The organism is Actinomycetota bacterium, assembly GCA_041658625.1.
In the GTDB taxonomy this organism is placed as follows: Bacteria; Actinomycetota; JAHEXW01; order JAHEXW01; family JAHEXW01; genus JBAZZW01.
The window spans coordinates 497,227-515,298 of record JBAZZW010000001.1; the positions used below are offsets into that span (position 1 = coordinate 497,227).

The window sequence follows — 18,072 nt, forward strand, 5'->3', positions numbered from 1 at the left end:
AGAGCCAGGCGACGAATCGCCTGGCTCTTGTTAGTAAATACCTTATTTGATCGGGTTAACCTATTTCTTTTTTTCTCCTAGCCGCTATGAACGCAATTGAAGCTATAAGGATGCCGGCCAGCATGCCGATAGCAAGTAAGGCAACATTCCAGGGATTACTTATACCGCCAGGACCAATGCCGGTGTATGGTAAGCCCTCAGTGATGGGTGTTGGGGATGGTGAAAGAATACAATCTGACCTGGTAATCCTGTCGTTAATTAACGTGACATTGCCGTTGCGAGCCAGGAGTCTTCCTTCTATGTTTGCACCATTCGCTACCGTAATTGAAGTAAGGGCGAGGATAGTGCCCTTGAACACTGCGGTTGTGTTTATAGCGGCTGTGTTTACTCGCCAAAATACTTTGCAGGCTTGCGCCTGATTAATCAGAGACACAATACTGCCCGGTCCCACGGTAAGTCCGGTTCCGTCAAAAGGCGCTTCGAAGATAAATACGGAATTAGGATTGCCTTGTCCGTCGAGAACCAGGGGACCTGCTCCTGCGGTTATCCCGAACGTTGTGCTGTTAGAGCCGTAAACACCATCAGTTAACGTTTGACCACCAAGCTCGGTGCCCACAATCGTAACCGGTGTCCGCCCAGCAGCGTCGTTATATGCAGTTACCAAATCGTTTTTAGCTATGGTCAGTAAGCCGGGGTTATTCACTGAACCTACAGGCCCAAAGGCGTCTACCGCATATATGGTTCCGTTCACTTGTGTGGAGAGCAATCCAATGCCCGCACCGGTAGCTGGACTCAACCCGACATTTCCAAAAATAGAAGATGTAGGTGTGTCGGTAATGTTTGGAGTTCCGGCCAAAATTGCGAAACTATCCGCTGTGCGAAGATTCACCGTCGCCGTTACCGCGAGCGCAGTGCTTGGCCCAACCAGAACAAGCACAATCGCAGTAGCTAACGCAACTACTACAGAAATCCTTCTAGATTTTTTCATCCGCTCATCTCCTTTATGATTGAGATCTATTCATCTCCTTCATAATTAATTAGCGTTTTATACATCGCCTATAGTCTGCCAATAGAATACTTTAATGTCAACCCCACGAGATTGGCATACTTGGCAAACGGAGTAATTAATGCGAATATGCAGGCATTTCGTCATTCGAGCGGGGAGCATAGTTTGGTCGCCGAAGCGACTTGAAACACGGGGTCAGGCCCTATCACATAAGAAGAAAGGGCCTGACCCCAAAGCAAAAACGATGGTAGGCCGCGAGCGGCATATTCGTCGTTACTAGCGTAGTTTCTGGCGGACGAGGGCGTAGAGATCGGCGTATTCTTCGATCGGGGACGCTTGTCCAGGCCGCGCGGTTTCTTCTTCGCCGATCCTGCCGGCGGGCATATCCACCGGGGCGGTCTTTCTACGCGGCGCCTCGGTCATGCGCATACTATTCAATAGTTCAAGCAGATTGACAAAAGAGTCGGTCAACATCGGGTCAAAACGGCGGCCGCGGTCGCGGATAAGTTCGGACATGATTTCCGTGTGCGACATCGAAGCCCCGTCCCTCTTTGACCGGGTCAGGTTCTCGTAGGCGTCGCATAAGGCTAAGATCCGCGCTTCATAAGGTATCTGGTTCCCCTCTAAACCGGCCGGATAGCCGCCTCCATCCCATCTCTCATGATGCGCCACAACCCACGGAAGAATCGCCGATAAGTCAGTCGTAAACAGAATCTCCTCACATAAGGTCGTGTGCTCCCGCAGCTTGGTCGCTTCATCCTCGGTCATATCATCGGGGTTCTTGGTCGCGAGCTCAGGCATGCTTATCTTGCCGATGTCATGAACCAGCGCGGCTACCTTTATCATGTCGATCTTGTGTTTGCTAAGGTTCAAGCGGGAGGCAAAAACCTCCGCCAGGGCGGCCACGTTTTTCGCGTGTCCTTTGGTGGCCTCGTCGCGGGCATCCATAGCTTCAGCCAACGTCTGGGCGGTGTTGCGGCGGGCGAATTCCTCCGCTTTGCGAAGCCGCTCCTCGCCGTCGAATGACCTGACTTTCTCAAAATCAAATATCGTTACCTGGTCTTTGCCGTGGAACTTAGCCCAGTACATGGCATCATCAGCGTACTTATAGAGTAATTTGCTTTCCCTCGCGTGATAAGGATAGCTGGAGATACCGCAAGAGAGTTTCGGACTTAACCGCGCGTCACCGATCGAACCCACTATCTGGTCCTTTATCCTGGTGCACAGACGGTGACCTTCCAGCACGCCGGTATTCGGCATTATGATCGTGAACTCGTCGCCGCCAACCCGATAAACCGTGTCGCCCTTTCGCGAGTTCAGACGCATGCCGGCCACCACGGAAACTAAAATCTTATCTCCCAGCGCGTGTCCGTAGGTGTTATTGAATTCCCGGAAATTATCGATGTCGATAACCGCCAGGCTTAGACTCTCCGACGAGCGCTTAGCTCTCTCCAGTTCAACCTCCAAACGTTCCTGGAAGAATCTCAGGTTATACGCGCCGGTTACCGGATCGATGATAGACGTTGAGAACAACTTGCTGTTCTCCGTCATTATTAGAACTACCCGCGATAGCAGCAGGCCAGCCCAGGCGATAGCGCCAATAATGAACACCTGGATATCGAACGCGACTTGGTTGTTGGTCTGCACCATGAAGATAAGAAACGGCAAGCAGCCGATGAGGACGATGTAAGTCAAAATCTCGCGGCCCTTCGGTCTTTCCATTAAGACATGCGTCTCGCTGGCGAACATCGTGGTGGCCGGCCTGTCAATCAGGTAGTGTAAAGCCGCCAGAGTGAACATCAGCACGCCAGTCATCCAGCCAAGTTCGACGGCGACCGTCGGCCAAAAAGCCGTGCCAAACAATCCGGCGTTAACGAGGTAGTTGAACCCAAAGATGGCCCCGCTGAAGAGGACCAGTCCGAGCGCGACCAGCCTTTCCCAAGAAGACCAGCTCTCGGTCCGGTAGCTGATGAGATTGGCTAGAAGGGTAATCACGGACCCAACCGCGACTATCGGCAAAATCTCGTTAACGTGGTTGTATAACGTAAAGGCCCCGGGCGAGGCTATCAGCGCCGGGCGAACCGCCGCGACCCACATCGCGAGCGCGCCGAAAAGGAAGAAAACCATCGCGTCTATCGTAAAGCGAAGCTTGGAGGCTATAAACAGGCGGGACAAGCGCGACATCGCCAACAACGCGCCGAATAGCAGGACAAAGGCGCAAAGGTTAACGGTATCCGGAATTGCAGGTTGTCCGGACCGCACCAGCCCCGCCGAATTTTGATAAAAAAGCCATCCGGTCTCGCCCAAGAGGAGAGTCGTACCGCCAAGAGCCACGAAAAGCCAGGATCTGCGATCGTCGCTCTTGGCAAAGCCGAACGCCAACCAGGCCACAAGGACAAGCATGAAAGGAACGGCGATATAGAAAGCGTCTTGCGCGAAGTCTTTGACAGACGGAGAAAGTGGGGCGCGAAGTATGGCAGCATAACTGCCAACAAAGACGGCGGCAACCACCCAGACCAGGCATTTTAGCAAGCGTTTCGTTAATTTACCCATGACATTCGCCTATCTTTTGGGCTCGACAATTTCTGAGGAGTCACTAAAGTCACTAATGATATCGGCGTGACAAGGGCAAATCTTGACAAATGTAAGCAAGTTCTTGCTTACAAAGTGTTACATAGCAGACAAGAAAATGGTCTTGTAAATGGGGTCAGGCCCCCTCGCACTAAGCAAAGGGGCCTGACCCCTTGGACATTCATTATTTGGTGCGCCTGGCAGGATTCGAACCTGCGACTTCTTGCTCCGGAGGCAAGCGCTCTATCCACTGAGCTACAGGCGCAAACGACGGTGATTAGTGGTTGGCGGTTAGTAGTTAGAAAACCCGCTATACCGACTAACTACTAACTACCATTTTAGTCGTGCTCGGTAAATACTTTGTCCTGGACGGGATCGTTTGCCCTGATATAGTCCATGAGCATCGCGACGTGCTCTTTCTCCTCGTCCCGGTTATGCGAAAGAATCCGTTTTAAGTCTTCGTCTTCCGTGGAGTCGATCCGCTCCTGATACCAGTCTATCGCCTGAAACTCCTCGATTAACGACTGTCGCGCCATGGCCAGTTCTTTTGACTTGGCTTCCATTTCGCTCACTCCTTTATTAAGATTTCGACTAACTCTCGGTTATCGTTACGGAGTCTACTTTAACCGGATTGACGGGCTGAGACATCTCCCCACTGGGCCCGGGCTGCGTCGGCGCTTCCGCAATCTTATCCACGATGTCCAGGCCGGCCGTCACCTTACCGAAGATGACGTAGTTTTTGGGCAGCGGATAATCCGCGTGCATGATGAAGAACTGGCTGCCGTTGGTATTCGCGCCGGAATTGGCCATCGCGATCGTGCCCTTGTTGTACTCGCCGGTAAACGGTTCGTCGTCAAACCTATATCCTGGACCGCCCATACCGGTGCCTTCCGGATCGCCGCCTTGAATCATGAACCCTTTGATCGCACGATGAAATATCGTCCCGTCATAGAACTTATTCCTGGCCAAGTAAACGAAGTTGTTAACAGTGTTCGGGGCGTCGCCGGCGTTAAGCTCAATCGTTATGTCGCCCTCCGATGTCTTCATCAAAGCGCTATATTTCTTATTAACGTCGATTTGCATAGTCGGTTTTTCCAATGTTTTCTCCTTCCCGGCCGTCCCGCCGGCCGTCGTGGACGTTTTGTTGTCAGAAGTATTCGTTGAAGTGCAAGAAACAAAAAACACTGCCAAAGCGACTATTCATATCGATATAAGAGCTTTTTTCATGAACCTCCCAGTAAACACATAGAACATTAGATATTAGAGATTAGACCGCATTAGAATCATCAGCTGGTCAACGCTCTAATGTTCTGCTCTCTAATTTCTAATGCTCTGCGTCGCCTCTGGCGACGCTGGCGGAGAGGGGGGGATTCGAACCCCCGGTACGCCGAAAGACGTACAGCGATTTTCGAGACCGCCCCCTTCAACCACTCGGGCACCTCTCCGCTTATTTTTGTAGCTCGGCGATGACTGCAAGACGCGTATCCCTCGGGTAATTGGGGGCAATACAAGTTATGATCGTCAAGCGCGGCAACGCGTCTTCGCCCAAGGGTTGCACGACCGAGAAATCTGTCGCCTCTATCTCGTTCATCTCGGTAACAGCGTACTTGAATTTGACATTGTCGGCATTTGTCAGATAAACCTGATCGCCGATTTTCAGCAACCCGTCGCCGATGGCGCCGAAGGGCGCCCCGTGTTCAGCCGTAACCGCCGAGTGGCCGAAAACAACGCAATTGCCGGTCCCGGGCTTATTCGTTTCCCCATTATAAAACGTCGCCCCTTTTAGCAGTTCTTCCTGAGTAACCGTTCCGGACGGGCTAACATTAACAGCCTCGTCCACTCCAAGCCGCGGTATGTAGATTCGGCCGGGTTGAAGACCCTTGGCTACCGCCTTCTTGGCCGTATCGGTCGCCGTCGTTATCTTGGATGTATCAACCTTCAGCGGCGGTTGGGAGAACACATAATATGCATAGGCCAGCGATAGAACAACCAAAACACCGGCAATCGCCCTAACTATGTTAAGCCGTCTGTTTTCGCGCGCTTCCTGACGTTTCTCAAAGCTGGACGGCAGCTCTTCCGGTTTCATCTCTTCTTCGGTTTGTTCTTGATTCTCGTCAATCTCGCCCACGATTAACCTCTCTGCGTGGCGGAGGGGGAGGGATTTCCCTCGACTTCGCTCGGGACCATGCTTCTCATCCCTCCTGAATAATTATAAGCTCCGCCAATGGTGAGCTTGTCGAATCCATGGCGGAGGGGGAGGGATTCGAACCCTCGGAACGGCTCAACACCGTTCGCACGATTTCCAGTCGTGCGCACTCGGCCAGACTATGCGACCCCTCCTCGCTTGCGCGAACTAATAACTTACAACTGACAACCGGTAAAAGCTGGCAGCCAACATTACCGTTAAACTTTAATTATACAGTAAGGAGGGTCGTTTCCTCGATAGATATATCAGCGGCGGGCTTTAAAGAATTCTTGCAGCAGGCCGGCGGCTTCGTCCGCCAGAATTCCGCTTTTTACTTCTACCTCGTGGTTCAACCGCGGATCGCGGACTGTCTCGTTTAACGTTATCGCGTAGCCAAGTTTTTCATCTTTGGCGCCAAAAACCAGACGCCCAAGCCGGCACATGATTAGCGCACCGGCGCACATCGGACAGGGCTCCTTGGTGACATATAATACGCAATCGCTGAGGCGCCAGGCGCCGAGACTCTGAGCGGCTTCTCTGATTGCTATAATCTCCGCGTGAGCCGTCGGGTCTTTAGAGCCCTCTACTTTATTATAGCCCCGGCCGACAACCGTTCCGTCCTTGACGACGACCGCTCCGACCGGAACCTCGCCCTCGTCATAGGCCATTTGGGCTAAGTCGAGGGCCATCCTCATATATTGCTCGTCAGTCATTAGTCTCCTAGAAGTGGCGGAGAGGGAGGGATTTCCCTCGACTTCGCTCGGGATAAACTTCTCATCCCTCCTGAATAATTATAAGCTCCGCCAATGGTGAGCTTGTCGAATCCATGGCGGAGAGGGAGGGATTCGAACCCCCGGTACGCTCACGCGCACAACGGTTTTCAAGACCGCCTCCTTAAACCACTCGGACACCTCTCCGTCCCTAATGATAGCAAACAGTCATCCTGGGTGAGTGGTTTTTGCGAGCGCAGGAACTGACACGCAACTTACTTTACCGGCTAATTCTCGTGCATGGTGGATCAGAAACAAAAACCTGTAGAAGACAAGCTGACCGCAAAGGATGGCGGAGGGGGAGGGATTTCCCTCGACTTCGCTCGGGACCATGCTTCTCATCCCTCCTGAATAATTATAAGCTCCGCCTATGGTGAGCTTGTCGAATCCATGGCGGAGGGGGAGGGATTCGAACCCTCGAAGGATGTCACCACCCTTACCCGCTTAGCAGGCGGGTGCACTCGGCCTCTATGCGACCCCTCCACGCTGACGCGAACAAACAACCAACAACTTACAACATACAACTGGTTATTTGTTTGTCAGGTGTTTACTGAAACCACCAAGCTGCAAAGCCAGTTCTTCAGCAGCCTTTATGCTCTTGCTAAATACTGATTCGGATAACATTCCGCTATCGTGAGCTATATCAAGACCGGCAACTACTTCATTCAGCGAACCTAGGGCGAGTCTAAGATGACGGTTAAAGTCCTTGTCAGAACCTTTGTCTGAGCCTTCGGCAATATTAAGCACGATTGAGATGGAGGCTCTTCTAATCTGCGATTGAAGCTCATGCCCGACCGTTCCCTTTAGTGGACCTGTCGCACTAATGATGCTTCTATTGAACTCTTTCGCATCCTTATAAACCTGGAATTCCCTAAACCTAAAAGCCACCTAAACCTGCTAAACAAGTATTTGGTTGTTAGTTGTCTGTTGTCAGTTATTTGTTATCCAACCGTTAGGTTGGAGGTGGCGCGCCCGAGAGGAGTCGAACCATCCAACCGTCGGCTGGTCACCTAACTGACCAGCCTCCTCAAGGGGGCAACCAAGGTTTCCCCCTTGACTTCCCCCTTCCTTGGTCTCGTCTTAAGGGGAAGCCTCTCCCCCTTAAGAATCCCTCTCAGGTTGGAGGTTCTCGTCTGGGAAACCACAGTTTTTATAGTAACCTGTTCTTCTGGTCGGTCACTATAAAAACTGGCGCGCCCGAGAGGAGTCGAACCTCCAACCTACGGATTCGTAGTCCGGCGCTCTATCCATTGAGCTACGGGCGCGCAATAATCAAAACCTATTTATCGGGCGCCCATCTTAAAACGGTACTCTATCTCCGCCAGAGGCGGACCAGCCTGTAAGAGCGTTGGCTGGCATTGAGCTACGGGCGCGCAATAATCAAAACCTATTTATCGGGCGCCCATCTTAAAACGGTACTCTATCTCCGCCAGAGGCGGACCAGCCTGTAAGAGCGTTGGCTGGCATTGAGCTACGGGCGCGCGATTTTCAACTTGAAAAGTATAACAGAAAAGGGGGCCAAACGGCAGATGGCCCCCTTCTAAAAAGTCAGTTTAAAGAGCAGTTTCTCGTCGTGCTCGGGACTATATTCAACAGCCTGAGTCGCAGTGCGCTACCCTCGGCATCATATACCTCTTCATATCATGACACCTCCTTATGCAAGAACTAGAATGTCATTTTATCACGGTTGCGCCGCCCATGTAAGGCTGAAGCCGTTCAGGAATAAGAACGCTACCGTCAGCTTGCTGGAATTGCTCCATGATCGCGGCCATTGTCCGGCCGATGGCGACGCCGGAGCCGTTAAGCGTATGAACAAGCTCCGGCTTGGCTTTTGGCTCCCGCCTGAAGCGGATATTTATACGTCGGGCCTGGAAATCGGTGAAGTTCGAGCAGGACGAGATTTCCTTGAAACCGCCCGAACTTGGTATCCAACCTTCTATGTCGTAGGTCTTGGCGGCCGAAAAACCCAAGTCGCCGGTGCATAGGACGATAATCCGGTAGTAAAGACCAAGCGCCTGCATAACAGCCTCGGCGTCGGCCGTCAGTGTTTCGAGTTCTTCCCAGGATTCTTCCGGTTTGGCGAACTTGACCAGCTCTACCTTGTTGAACTGATGCTGCCGGATCACGCCCCTGACGTCCTTGCCATAAGAACCGGCCTCCCGCCTGAAACACGGCGTATAGCAGACATATTTCTTAGTCAACTCGCCCGCTTCCAGGATGTCGTCGCGGTGGATATTCGTTACCGGCACTTCCGCCGTCGGGATTAACCAAAGGTCATCGTTCTCACATTTATAAAGGTCGTCGGCGAACTTAGGCAGCTGCCCCGTGCCGGTCATGGTCTCCGTGTTAACCATCAGCGGCGGCCAGATTTCCGTGTAGTCATGCGTGGTCGTGTGCAGGTCAAGCATAAAATCTATAAGCCCCCGCTCCAGTCTGGCCCCCATGCCTTTCAGAAGCACAAACCGGCCTCCGGCCAGTTTGGCGCCGCGCTCGAAATCAAGAATGCCCAGTTTCTCCCCAAGCTCCCAGTGCGGCTTAGGCTCAAAGCCAAAATCGGGTTCCTCGCCCCAACTGCGGATTTCAACATTGTCGTCGGGTTCGGCGCCATCCGGCACGGATTCGTCCGGAATATTCGGAATATCAAGCAGAATCTCCCGGCTGGCCGCCTCGATCTCCCGGAGCTTCTCGTCAAAATCCTTTATGTTTTGCGAGACTTCCTTCATCCCCCGCATCGCGTCGTCGGCCGGTTTGCCCGCTTTCTTAAGCTCGCTGATCTGATCGTTGACCCTGTTTCTCTTAGCCCGCAGGTCCTCCGCCTCGACAAGTATCGCCCGCCGGTTCTTATCCAGCTCAACGACTTCGTCGACCTTTGCGGCCACGTGATCCTCGACACGACGCGCGGCCAAGGACTTCTTCACGGCTTCAGGATTTTCTCGCACAAACTTTATATCTAACATCCAAGCCTCCCGGCTGCTACTTTTTTGACCCTCGGCTCTCCGCCCTTAGCTCTGAGCTGTTACCCTTTCGGGTAAGAGCCTAAAAATTTAACATCGCGGAATTTGCAACCCAAGCACTTCAGGGCGTCTTCAATAACCTTATCTTCGATGTGTCCCTCCATATCAATGAAGAATATGTACTGGCCGAGCGCTTTCTTGCTGGGCCTCGACTCAATCTTGCTCAGATTAATGAAGCGGAAGGCGAATTCTTGGAGTATCTGAAGCAGGATACCCGGTCGGTCCTCGTGCGGCATAACGACGATCGAGGTTTTGTCCTGGCCGGTGCGCGCGACTTTCTCCTTACCGATCAAAACGAACCGCGTCTGATTGCCCTTGACGTCCTCGATATCCTCGGCCAGCACTTCAAGGCCGTACAGTTTGGCGGCCAGCGCGTTGCCTATAGCCGCCCGCCCGCCGTTTTCCTCGGCAACCCTTTTAGCCGCTTCCGCTGTGCTATTAGCGGCTTCGGTGGCCGCCTCGGATAGGTTGTCTTTCAGGAACTGCCGGCACTGGGCGGTCGCGTGCGGTTGAGACACGACGGATTTGATGTCTTTCAGTTTCATTCCCGGCTTGACAAGCAGATTGTGTCTTATGGGCACAATGCCTTCACGCTCGATCAAAACGTTCGCCTCGAATGCCAGCATGTCCAACGTCAAATTGAAGGACCCTTCGATGGAGTTCTCGATAGGAACGATGCCTTTTAACACCACACCGTCTTCAACCGCTTCAATAACCTCGGCTACCGTCGGAAAGGAAACGAGATCGGATTCTTTAATGCTAAAGGGGCCCAGTCCCGCCTCTTCCGTGAATGTCCCCTGAGGTCCCAAGTACCCGATCTTCATCTTTCTACCTCCCGCTCATGGCCTGTTTGATGGCAGCGTCTTCCTCGGTCGAGGATTGGATTGCCGCCCGGCCTTTTATTACTTGTTTTGTATAGGTCCGGTTGTCCTGGCGGCCGGTTATAGTGCTCATAACGATACCGTCGCCGTGTTCATTCAGCAAAGCCAGCGCGAAGCTAAGCTCCCCGCCCATGTCGTCGAACGCGTCGTAACGCACCAATCCTATCCGCTGGACGGCGTTAAGCTGAAGACCATGTAATGCGTCAAGATCGTGTTCAAGGTGCTCGATCCGGTCTTCCAGCCCATCCACGCGGATGAAATGTTGGGCCAGGATATCCTGAAGGCTGCTGTCGGTCATGCCCCGCGACAGGATGCGCTGGCTGCGACGTAAAACACCCAGGTTGTAAGAGATAAGAGTCACCCAGACGACTAAAAGAATAACTAGAAACGACAGTATCGCTATTACAATCGTCGAACCCAAAAGAGGTTTGACCTCCCTTATTTAAGGTAAACCACATTTTAACATACGCCCGCCCCTGTTTGTTAGGCGGCTTATGTCTGGGTTATTATGTAATTCATGCCAACTGACAAACGATACGAACTGCTGAAAAAGGAGCTTCAAAAATACCCTTATGCGGTTGTCGCGTTCTCCGGAGGAACCGACAGCAGCTTGCTCCTCTCAGCAGCCAGAGACGCGCTGGGAGATAACGTGCTAGCGCTGACCTGGCAATCTGAAGTAACTCCTGACGCCGAAATTAAGGCCGCTATGGCGCTGGCGGCGAAGCTGGGAGTCAGTCAGCAGATCCTTAGCGAAAGTTTCCTTTCGAACAAGCAGGCGGCCGCCAATACGGATGACCGCTGCTACCATTGCCGGGCGCAAATGTACGAGGTCATTAAGAAAGCGGTTAAGAACGTTGATGGCGCCGTGGTCATGGAAGGCGTAAACACAGATGATCTAAACGACTACCGGCCGGGATTAAAGGCGGCGGCCGAAGCGGGAATCGTTCATCCGCTAGTCGACGTCGGACTGTCAAAAAAGGATATCCGGCAAATCGCGAAGAAAATCGGCTTGCCCAATTGGGACAAAGAGGCCGCTCCCTGTCTGGCCAGCCGGGTAGCTTACGGCCAGCGCATTACGACTGATAGGTTGAGCCGCGTCGACGCGGCGGAGATGATCGTTAGAGACATGGGCTTCCATAAGGTAAGAGTCAGGCTGCTTGACGATATTCACGCCCGGATCGAGGTCTCCCCCGAGGAGGTGCCGGCCGCGCGGGCGAGAAGCATGGAAATCAGCGACCTGCTCTGCAATCTTGGCTTCGCCAGGGTCGAGATCGATGAGAAAGGTTACCGGCAAGGCAGTCTTAACGATGACCGGAAACAACGAAACAATGGATAAAGAATCAATCGAGAAGCTGCTGCAAGAAATAAAATCCGGCTCGACGTCTGTTGAAGACGCTGTCGAGCGATTGAGGCGCTTGCCTTTCGAGGATCTCGATTTCGCTAAGCCTGATAATCACAGAACGATGCGTTGCGGTTTTTCGGAGGCTGTTTATTGCCCCGGCAAAAAGCCGGAGCAAATCACCCGAATAGTCGAAGCGCTCATGAAAGAAGGTCTGCCGGTTCTACTAACCAAGGCTGACGCGGCGGCTTATAGGGCCGCCAAGAAAGCCGCGCCGAACGCCGCCTACCATGAAACCGCCAAGATGGTTGTCGCGCCCGGCCGGCGCCCGGCCGCCCTAACCGGCCTGGTAGTTGTGGCCACGGCCGGAACTACCGACATTCCGGTCGCCGAGGAAGCGGCGGTCACCGCCGAGACTATGGGCGCGAATGTAGAGCGGGTTTTCGACGTCGGCGTAGCCGGAGCGCACCGCTTGTTCGCACACCGCGAAGTCTTAAACAAAGCCAATGCCGTCGTGGCGGTTGCCGGAATGGAAGGAGCTTTACCCAGCCTCGTCGGTGGAATCGTCTCCTGTCCGGTTATTGCCGTTCCGACAAGCGTCGGCTATGGAGCGAGCTTCGGCGGCGTCACCGCTCTTCTGGGGATGCTGAACAGTTGCGCGCCGGGTGTCAGCGTGGTCAATATCGACAACGGCTTCGGCGGCGGATATATCGCCGCAACGATAAACAGACAAACCGAAAAGAGTCATCCTGGGGCGACATAGTCGCCGCTGGAACTGACACGCTACTATGCATTCAGCAAGAATCGTGTTTGGTAAATCAGGAGTAATTTAATGTCCACAAAAATCGCGTATTTAGATTGCCTCGGCGGAGTCAGCGGGGATATGATTCTAGGCGCGTTGATCGACGCCGGCGCGGACCCTAAAGAGCTAATCGCCGAACTAGCGAAACTGAATCTCACCGGGTGGAAACTTAAGACCCGCCAAGTCGACAAGGCCGGCACCTCCGCGACCAAAGTTGACATAGAAATCAAACCGGAAAACACCAATCGAACGCTACTTGATGTTCTTAAGATCATTGCCGGCAGCGGTTTAAGCCGCTCCGTCAAACACGACGCGGCCCGTGTCTTTGAGGTTTTGGCCGCGGCGGAAGGCGCGGCGCACAAACAAGTGCCCGCGGCGATACATTTCCACGAGGTAGGCGCGGTCGACGCGATTCTTGACATTACCGGCGCGGCCGTCTGCCTTAAACTGCTTGACGTTAAAAAACTTTACGCTTCTGCCTTAACAGTCAGCCGGCCGGCGCCGGCAACAATCCATATTCTCGAGAATATGTCCGTCGGGTTGGACGACATCGGCATCGAGAACGTCACTCCGACCGGCGCGGCGATTATAAAAACGTTGGCCAAACAAGCGCCGGCTCCGCCGGCGATAATAAGGGCAACGGGCTATGGGGCCGGCGAGGCGGACACAGAACTGCCGAACGTAGTCAGGGTTTGGCTTGGCGAGACGGACAAATCAAGACCTCTTGATCACGAAGACACCGTTGTCCTATTGGAATCAAATATTGACGACCTAACGCCGGAGGGACTCTCTTACGCGATGGCCAGGCTGTTTGAGGCCGGGGCTCTGGACGTCTGGTTTACCCCTGTCGTCATGAAAAAAGGGCGCCCGGCCAATGTCGTCAGCTGCCTGGCTGAACCGGGACGCGACGCCGGCGTCGTCGACGTGTTCTTTAAGGAAACGGGTACCCTGGGGATAAGGATATCGCGCGTCTCCAGACGCTTGCTCAGCCGGAAAACGGTGATTGTTAAAACGGATTACGGGGAAATAAGGGTAAAAACGGGCTGGCTGGACGGTGCGGCCGTGTCAGTACGGCCGGAATATGAAGATTGCGCGACGGCAGCCAAGGAGCATAACACGCCGCTCAAGCAGGTCTACGAAGCAGCCCTTAAAAGCCTATCCACTCGGTAACGTTTTTCTTTCGTTCCGTAAGGCCGGCCTCGTAGGCGGGAGAGCCTAGCGTGATTATGGTCACGAGTTCGCTGTCGGTCTGGTCCATTACCTGTAAGATATCTTCCTCGATCCAAAGCGCGCTGCCGACGCAACACGTCGCCAGACCCAGGCTTTCCGCGGCCAGCATCATGTTTTCCACTGCTCCACCGCAGGCTATTAAGCCCATCCGCCGGTTGATATCGTTCCGTATTTTTTTCATCGTAACAACGATGATAACCGGCGCCCCGCCCAAGGTGTCGAAGAAATCGATAACGCGTTTCTGCTCTTCCTTGTCCTCGTGCCCTTTGACAAAGGCCGCTCGATCAGCTTCGTCCAAAACGGGCAGCATGTCCTCCAGGTAGCGCAGAGTACGCCGCAACAATTTTAGAATCCCCTCTCGCTTGTCTCCCTGATAGACTGTGAACCGCCAGGGCTGGCTGTTTAGGAGGGATGGCGCCATGCAAGCGGCGTCCAGGATCTTCTTAATTGTTTCTTTGGACACCGGTTGATCTTTGTAGCCGCGGATGCTTCTTCGATTGAAGATGTTCGAGATCACTTCGTTCGGATAAGTTTGGTCGGCCATACTAACACCTACTTTCGTTCCATAGTGAACTTGTATTCTGAAATATTGTTGTCAAGGAACGATTCCTTGGGAACCGGACCGATTTCTAACGACAGCATATTAATAATATCTCCGGCTGTTGGTTTCAAGCCACTTACTTTCACTGTTTTTTTCTGTCCCGGCGGCAGCGATCCGATTGATTCCTTCTTGGTCTGCGGTTTCGGCTGAGTCTCCGATTTTAACGTCGCGGTCACAGGGATGTTCACTTCCAGCTGATTTCCCTGGTTTTCTATGGTTACGGTGATGGTGATCGTCGCGGCCTGCGGAAGAACAAAAACACCGTCGTTTTCGGACACCGCCACCGGCTCGACGACCAGCTCGCTGATGGCAATGCCGTGCTTTTCCGTCAAATCGCCCGATTCTTTCACGTTTCTCAGGAATTCAAGAACGGTCGCTTGTTCGAATTCGGTATCTCCGGCAATGAAGACGGATGCCGGTACCGCCACAAAGGTAATCTTCCTGTCTTTTAAGACCTTCTGCGCTTTGTCTTTGAAAATCGCAAAGGCCCGATCGCTGAAGGCCAGATCCTTGAGGGCTAAGCTGACTTGTCTTCCCGAAACCTCGAGGTCGGTGTCTTGAAGCGCGTTAAAGATGGCGGGTTTATAGCTCTCCAAAGCCGATGTCCTCATATTGAGCGAGATCATTAGATACGTATTGGCGTCCTTCATTTCCGGCGGGACTTGCATCTTGGCCGCGTCTGCCGCGATGGTTTTACTGTCTTTGGCCAAGGTGTCGAGTCTTTTTTGAAGGTCTTTGCGGGCCAGGCTCTTCATATTGGCGCGAAGGTCGGCGAAGCCGGTACCGACTTTATTGGTACGATCGGTTATCTTCTTAACCTGGTTGATGTATGTCTGAAGCTCGCTGGTGTTGTCGTTGCAGCCGATCCGGCTGAAAGTTCCTTGGCCGATGAGGCATAGCAAAAGGAAAACAATGACAAGGATGACGATTATCAGAGTCGGGCTTATTTTTGACCTGCGTTTTTGTTTGTATGAAAGGCCGCTTTTGTAAGCCAAGAAATGCCTCCGTTTGCAATGGTGCCCCCGACTGGATTTGAACCAGCACAGCCTTACGGCTACTACGCCCTGAACGTAGCGCGTCTACCAATTCCGCCACGGGGGCAGGTGACCTCAATTGCCAAAGTATTATAGCATACGAGGCCACCGGCGCACCCGGCCGCTTATTGCCAAACGACCGTCGCGGCTGATAACCTTGACCATATGATACAAGAGGTCATACTAGATAGGTACCGCATCATCGATCGCATCGGGCGAGGCGGCCACGGCGAGGTTTTTAAAGCCGAAGACACCTTGATGTCCCGCGTCGTGGCCATCAAGAGAATCGAGGCTACCTCGAAGACGTCAGGCCGAGCCCTGAATGAAGCCCGGGCCGCCGGCCAGCTTAACCATCCCAACGTCGTGACAGTCCATGACTTGGAACACGACAACGAGTTCTTCTATCTTATTATGGAGTACATAGACGGGGTTACGCTTTCCCAGATTTTGGCGGCTAAAGCCCCGCTAACGATCGAGGAAAGCCTGGACGTCGCCATCCAGATCGCGGACGCGCTGGAAGCGGCTCATGCCATGGATATCGTTCACCGTGACATCAAACCGGACAATATTATGATCACAAGAAACGGAGACGTTAAGGTCACCGATTTCGGCATCGCCAAACTCTCCGCCTCTACGATGACCGCGGACGGTGATATTATGGGCACATTCGCTTATATGTCTCCGGAACAAGCTAAAGGCGGGCGTGTCGACGCCAGGACGGATATCTTTTCCCTGGGCGTCGTTCTTTATCAGATGCTGACGGGAGCGTCCCCATTCGCCTCGGCCACGCCGGCGGGCATAGTGTTTAAGATCACCAGTCTGGAGCCGCAGCCTCTATATGAATTGAACGACCGGATATCGTCCGACCTGGACAGCTTGGTCATGCGGACACTGGAGAAGAAACGGTCGGACCGTATTGACGACGTGACAGTTTTGCGGCATTACCTGGAGAGTATGCGGACGGCCAGGCTGCCGGCCCGCAAGATCATAAAACCCCTCTATAGGCTGGCCCAGGCCGGCCAACCTGAAGAATCACAGGAGTATTTGGGACCGCTAAAACCGTTGGTCGAATCAGCCGGCGACGCCAAGGAGCGCGTCGCCGCGTTCGTCAAAAGGCACCGGAAAATTTTCGAGCGTTTCGGCAACGCCGTTCTGGCTACTTTAATACTGTCGTTCTTCCTGACTAAAACCGGTTTCTACATGCCCGGAATCACGTCGGCAATACCATTCGTCTACTTCGTCGTGGCCGTTCTCTTCCCGCGCGTCGGTCTAGCCGGCGGTCTTGCCTTTTTGGCCTTACCGATCGCCGATTTCAGCCTGATAATGGCGGTTCTTTATTCTGTCGGCATCTTCGTTTGGGGACTCTCTTTCTGGCTCATTCGGCCTCTAAAAACCGTTTACCTTTTTCTCTCTCCCCTGTTAGCACTGGCCGGCTCGGGTTTGAGCTTCCCCCTTATAACGGGTTTGTTTTTCAACCCACTTGAAGCGATCATACTGGGCATCGCTGGCGGATTTGCGGTTGAATTTCTCTATCTGTTCAACATGAAAACCATCGCTTTTATCGCGGCGCCCAATGTATACGGCTTAAAAGCCGCTTTAGCCGGTTCGCTGAATCCCATCTCGGCTACAGGCGCGCTTATTAAACCGTTCTTGGCTTCCCCGCTGCTCATCGTGCAACCGATTCTTTGGGGCGGCGTCGCCGCGCTTATTAGCGTGACGGCCAAACGCCGCTCGCTCAAGACCGACTTCTACGGCTTGACCGCCGGCGCGGCCGTGTTGTTGGTGGGCCAGCTGGCCCTTATGATTAACTTTCAATGGGGATCCACTTATATTGACACACTCCTGAAAACGCTGGCCGCTTCACTTATACTACCTTTAGGCCTCCTGCCGGCTCTGCCGCGGCGCGGCGTCTATAGCGAAGACTTTGAAGGGGAAGAGGAAGACGAGGATGAAGAATGAGCCTGCTGAAAGACCTGGAAGGCAAACTCGAACGCTTGGTGGAGGGGACTTTCGCCAAAGGATTCAAGTCATCACTGCAGCCGGTCGAACTGGCTAAACGCCTTGACCGTGAGATGGAAGCCGGCCGCACGATCAGCGTTTCCAAAATCTACATACCCAACGAATATATCGTCCGGTTAAGTCCCAACGATTTTGCGGCCTTCTCCGATTTTAAGGACAAACTGGTCGACGAACTAAAAAGCTACCTGGACAAAAGGCGAAAGGCCAAAAACTATTCGGTGATGGGAGCCATCTCCGTCATCCTAAAGGAAGATAAAAGCCTGCCGCTGGGACGCGCTGAAGCTGAAGCCCGTCTGGTGACGCCATCGCAAATGGAGAACCCGGACGCCCTGGCCTCCGTCAGCCTTATCATCGACGGCGAGGAAGCGGAGACTTTCTGGGTGGGCGAAGGCAGGGCGACCATCGGCCGCCTGGACTCCAACGAGATAAGCGTGCCTGACCCGGGTTTATCACGCCGCCACGCGGAAATAAACATCTCCAAAGATCATGTCACACTGACCGACCTCGGCTCAACAAACGGTACCTTTGTTAATGGCAAGCGCATCGCCGAAATCGACCTAAAGGACGGCGCCAAGATAACCGCCGGAGATATCACGCTTGTCTTCAGGAGGCTTTGATCT

The 18,072-nt window shown here is 53.4% G+C and carries 17 protein-coding genes and 7 tRNA genes; 5 read left to right on the top strand and 19 right to left on the bottom strand.

All coding sequences use genetic code 11. The features are described 5' to 3' along the window. Positions 1–55: 55 nt before the first annotated feature. The 16 genes from WC891_02420 to WC891_02495 all read right to left on the bottom strand — a co-directional run bounded on the left by WC891_02420 (position 56) and on the right by WC891_02495 (position 10,848). Entirely contained in the window at positions 56–988 is a 933-nt protein-coding gene (locus WC891_02420) for an ice-binding family protein (GenBank protein ID MFA5866807.1), read from the bottom strand. A 294-nt stretch (positions 989–1,282) separates the two neighbouring features. Next, positions 1,283–3,559 (bottom strand): diguanylate cyclase, encoded by a 2,277-nt coding sequence (locus WC891_02425; GenBank protein ID MFA5866808.1) that lies wholly within the window; start codon positions 3,557–3,559, stop codon positions 1,283–1,285. A gap of 207 nt (positions 3,560–3,766) precedes the next feature. Next, a tRNA-Arg gene (locus tag WC891_02430) sits at positions 3,767–3,842 on the bottom strand. 73 nt (positions 3,843–3,915) lie between these two features. Continuing rightward, positions 3,916–4,140 carry a ferritin gene (locus tag WC891_02435; GenBank protein ID MFA5866809.1) on the bottom strand — a complete coding sequence of 75 codons (225 nt, stop codon included), beginning with the start codon at positions 4,138–4,140 and terminating at the stop codon, positions 3,916–3,918. Positions 4,141–4,168: 28 nt separating this feature from the next. Beyond that, entirely contained in the window at positions 4,169–4,762 is a 594-nt protein-coding gene (locus tag WC891_02440) for a peptidylprolyl isomerase (GenBank protein ID MFA5866810.1), read from the bottom strand. 168 nt (positions 4,763–4,930) lie between these two features. Further along, positions 4,931–5,022: transfer RNA gene (locus WC891_02445), tRNA-Ser, on the bottom strand. A gap of 2 nt (positions 5,023–5,024) precedes the next feature. After that, on the bottom strand, positions 5,025–5,705 hold the full coding sequence (locus WC891_02450; GenBank protein MFA5866811.1) for a sortase: 681 nt from the start codon (positions 5,703–5,705) through the stop codon (positions 5,025–5,027). A 117-nt stretch (positions 5,706–5,822) separates the two neighbouring features. Continuing rightward, positions 5,823–5,917, bottom strand: a tRNA-Ser gene (locus WC891_02455). A 111-nt stretch (positions 5,918–6,028) separates the two neighbouring features. Further along, positions 6,029–6,475, bottom strand: coding sequence for a tRNA adenosine(34) deaminase TadA (tadA, locus tag WC891_02460; protein MFA5866812.1), 447 nt, complete (start codon positions 6,473–6,475; stop codon positions 6,029–6,031). Positions 6,476–6,589: 114 nt separating this feature from the next. After that, a tRNA-Ser gene (locus tag WC891_02465) sits at positions 6,590–6,679 on the bottom strand. Positions 6,680–6,923: 244 nt separating this feature from the next. Then, positions 6,924–7,015: transfer RNA gene (locus WC891_02470), tRNA-Ser, on the bottom strand. A gap of 45 nt (positions 7,016–7,060) precedes the next feature. Continuing rightward, entirely contained in the window at positions 7,061–7,420 is a 360-nt protein-coding gene (locus WC891_02475; protein MFA5866813.1) for a four helix bundle protein, read from the bottom strand. Between the two features lie 301 nt (positions 7,421–7,721). Then, positions 7,722–7,797 (bottom strand) — tRNA-Arg (locus tag WC891_02480). 408 nt (positions 7,798–8,205) lie between these two features. Beyond that, on the bottom strand, positions 8,206–9,489 hold the full coding sequence (gene serS / locus WC891_02485) for a serine--tRNA ligase (GenBank protein MFA5866814.1): 1,284 nt from the start codon (positions 9,487–9,489) through the stop codon (positions 8,206–8,208). 59 nt (positions 9,490–9,548) lie between these two features. After that, on the bottom strand, positions 9,549–10,370 hold the full coding sequence (gene pheA / locus WC891_02490; protein MFA5866815.1) for a prephenate dehydratase: 822 nt from the start codon (positions 10,368–10,370) through the stop codon (positions 9,549–9,551). A 4-nt stretch (positions 10,371–10,374) separates the two neighbouring features. Next, positions 10,375–10,848 carry a DUF4446 family protein gene (locus WC891_02495; GenBank protein MFA5866816.1) on the bottom strand — a complete coding sequence of 158 codons (474 nt, stop codon included), beginning with the start codon at positions 10,846–10,848 and terminating at the stop codon, positions 10,375–10,377. Between the two features lie 96 nt (positions 10,849–10,944). Between WC891_02495 and larE the strand changes: the two genes are divergently transcribed. The 3 genes from larE (at position 10,945) to larC (ending at position 13,738) form a co-directional block, all read left to right on the top strand. Then, on the top strand, positions 10,945–11,763 hold the full coding sequence (gene larE / locus WC891_02500; GenBank protein ID MFA5866817.1) for an ATP-dependent sacrificial sulfur transferase LarE: 819 nt from the start codon (positions 10,945–10,947) through the stop codon (positions 11,761–11,763). Next, positions 11,756–12,529, top strand: a complete 774-nt coding sequence (larB, locus tag WC891_02505; protein ID MFA5866818.1) for a nickel pincer cofactor biosynthesis protein LarB — start codon at positions 11,756–11,758, stop codon at positions 12,527–12,529. The genes larE and larB overlap by 8 nt, the downstream gene beginning before the upstream one ends. Positions 12,530–12,598: 69 nt before the next feature. Further along, a complete protein-coding gene (larC, locus tag WC891_02510) occupies positions 12,599–13,738 on the top strand; it encodes a nickel pincer cofactor biosynthesis protein LarC (GenBank protein MFA5866819.1) in 1,140 nt (379 codons plus the stop codon). Here the strand turns inward: larC and WC891_02515 are convergent. The 3 genes from WC891_02515 to WC891_02525 all read right to left on the bottom strand — a co-directional run bounded on the left by WC891_02515 (position 13,716) and on the right by WC891_02525 (position 15,500). Then, the gene (locus WC891_02515; GenBank protein MFA5866820.1) at positions 13,716–14,342 is read right to left on the bottom strand and encodes a nitroreductase family protein; all 627 of its coding nucleotides are present in this window, start codon (positions 14,340–14,342) and stop codon (positions 13,716–13,718) included. The genes larC and WC891_02515 overlap by 23 nt on opposite strands. 8 nt (positions 14,343–14,350) lie before the next feature. Then, positions 14,351–15,394, bottom strand: coding sequence for a hypothetical protein (locus WC891_02520; protein ID MFA5866821.1), 1,044 nt, complete (start codon positions 15,392–15,394; stop codon positions 14,351–14,353). Between the two features lie 19 nt (positions 15,395–15,413). Next, positions 15,414–15,500 (bottom strand) — tRNA-Leu (locus tag WC891_02525). Between the two features lie 98 nt (positions 15,501–15,598). On the opposite strand from WC891_02525, the gene WC891_02530 reads away from it, so the two are divergent. After that, positions 15,599–17,392 carry a serine/threonine-protein kinase gene (locus WC891_02530; protein ID MFA5866822.1) on the top strand — a complete coding sequence of 598 codons (1,794 nt, stop codon included), beginning with the start codon at positions 15,599–15,601 and terminating at the stop codon, positions 17,390–17,392. Further along, on the top strand, positions 17,389–18,069 hold the full coding sequence (locus tag WC891_02535) for a DUF3662 and FHA domain-containing protein (protein ID MFA5866823.1): 681 nt from the start codon (positions 17,389–17,391) through the stop codon (positions 18,067–18,069). Before WC891_02530 ends, WC891_02535 begins: the two co-directional genes overlap by 4 nt. The last annotated feature ends 3 nt before the right edge of the window (positions 18,070–18,072 follow it).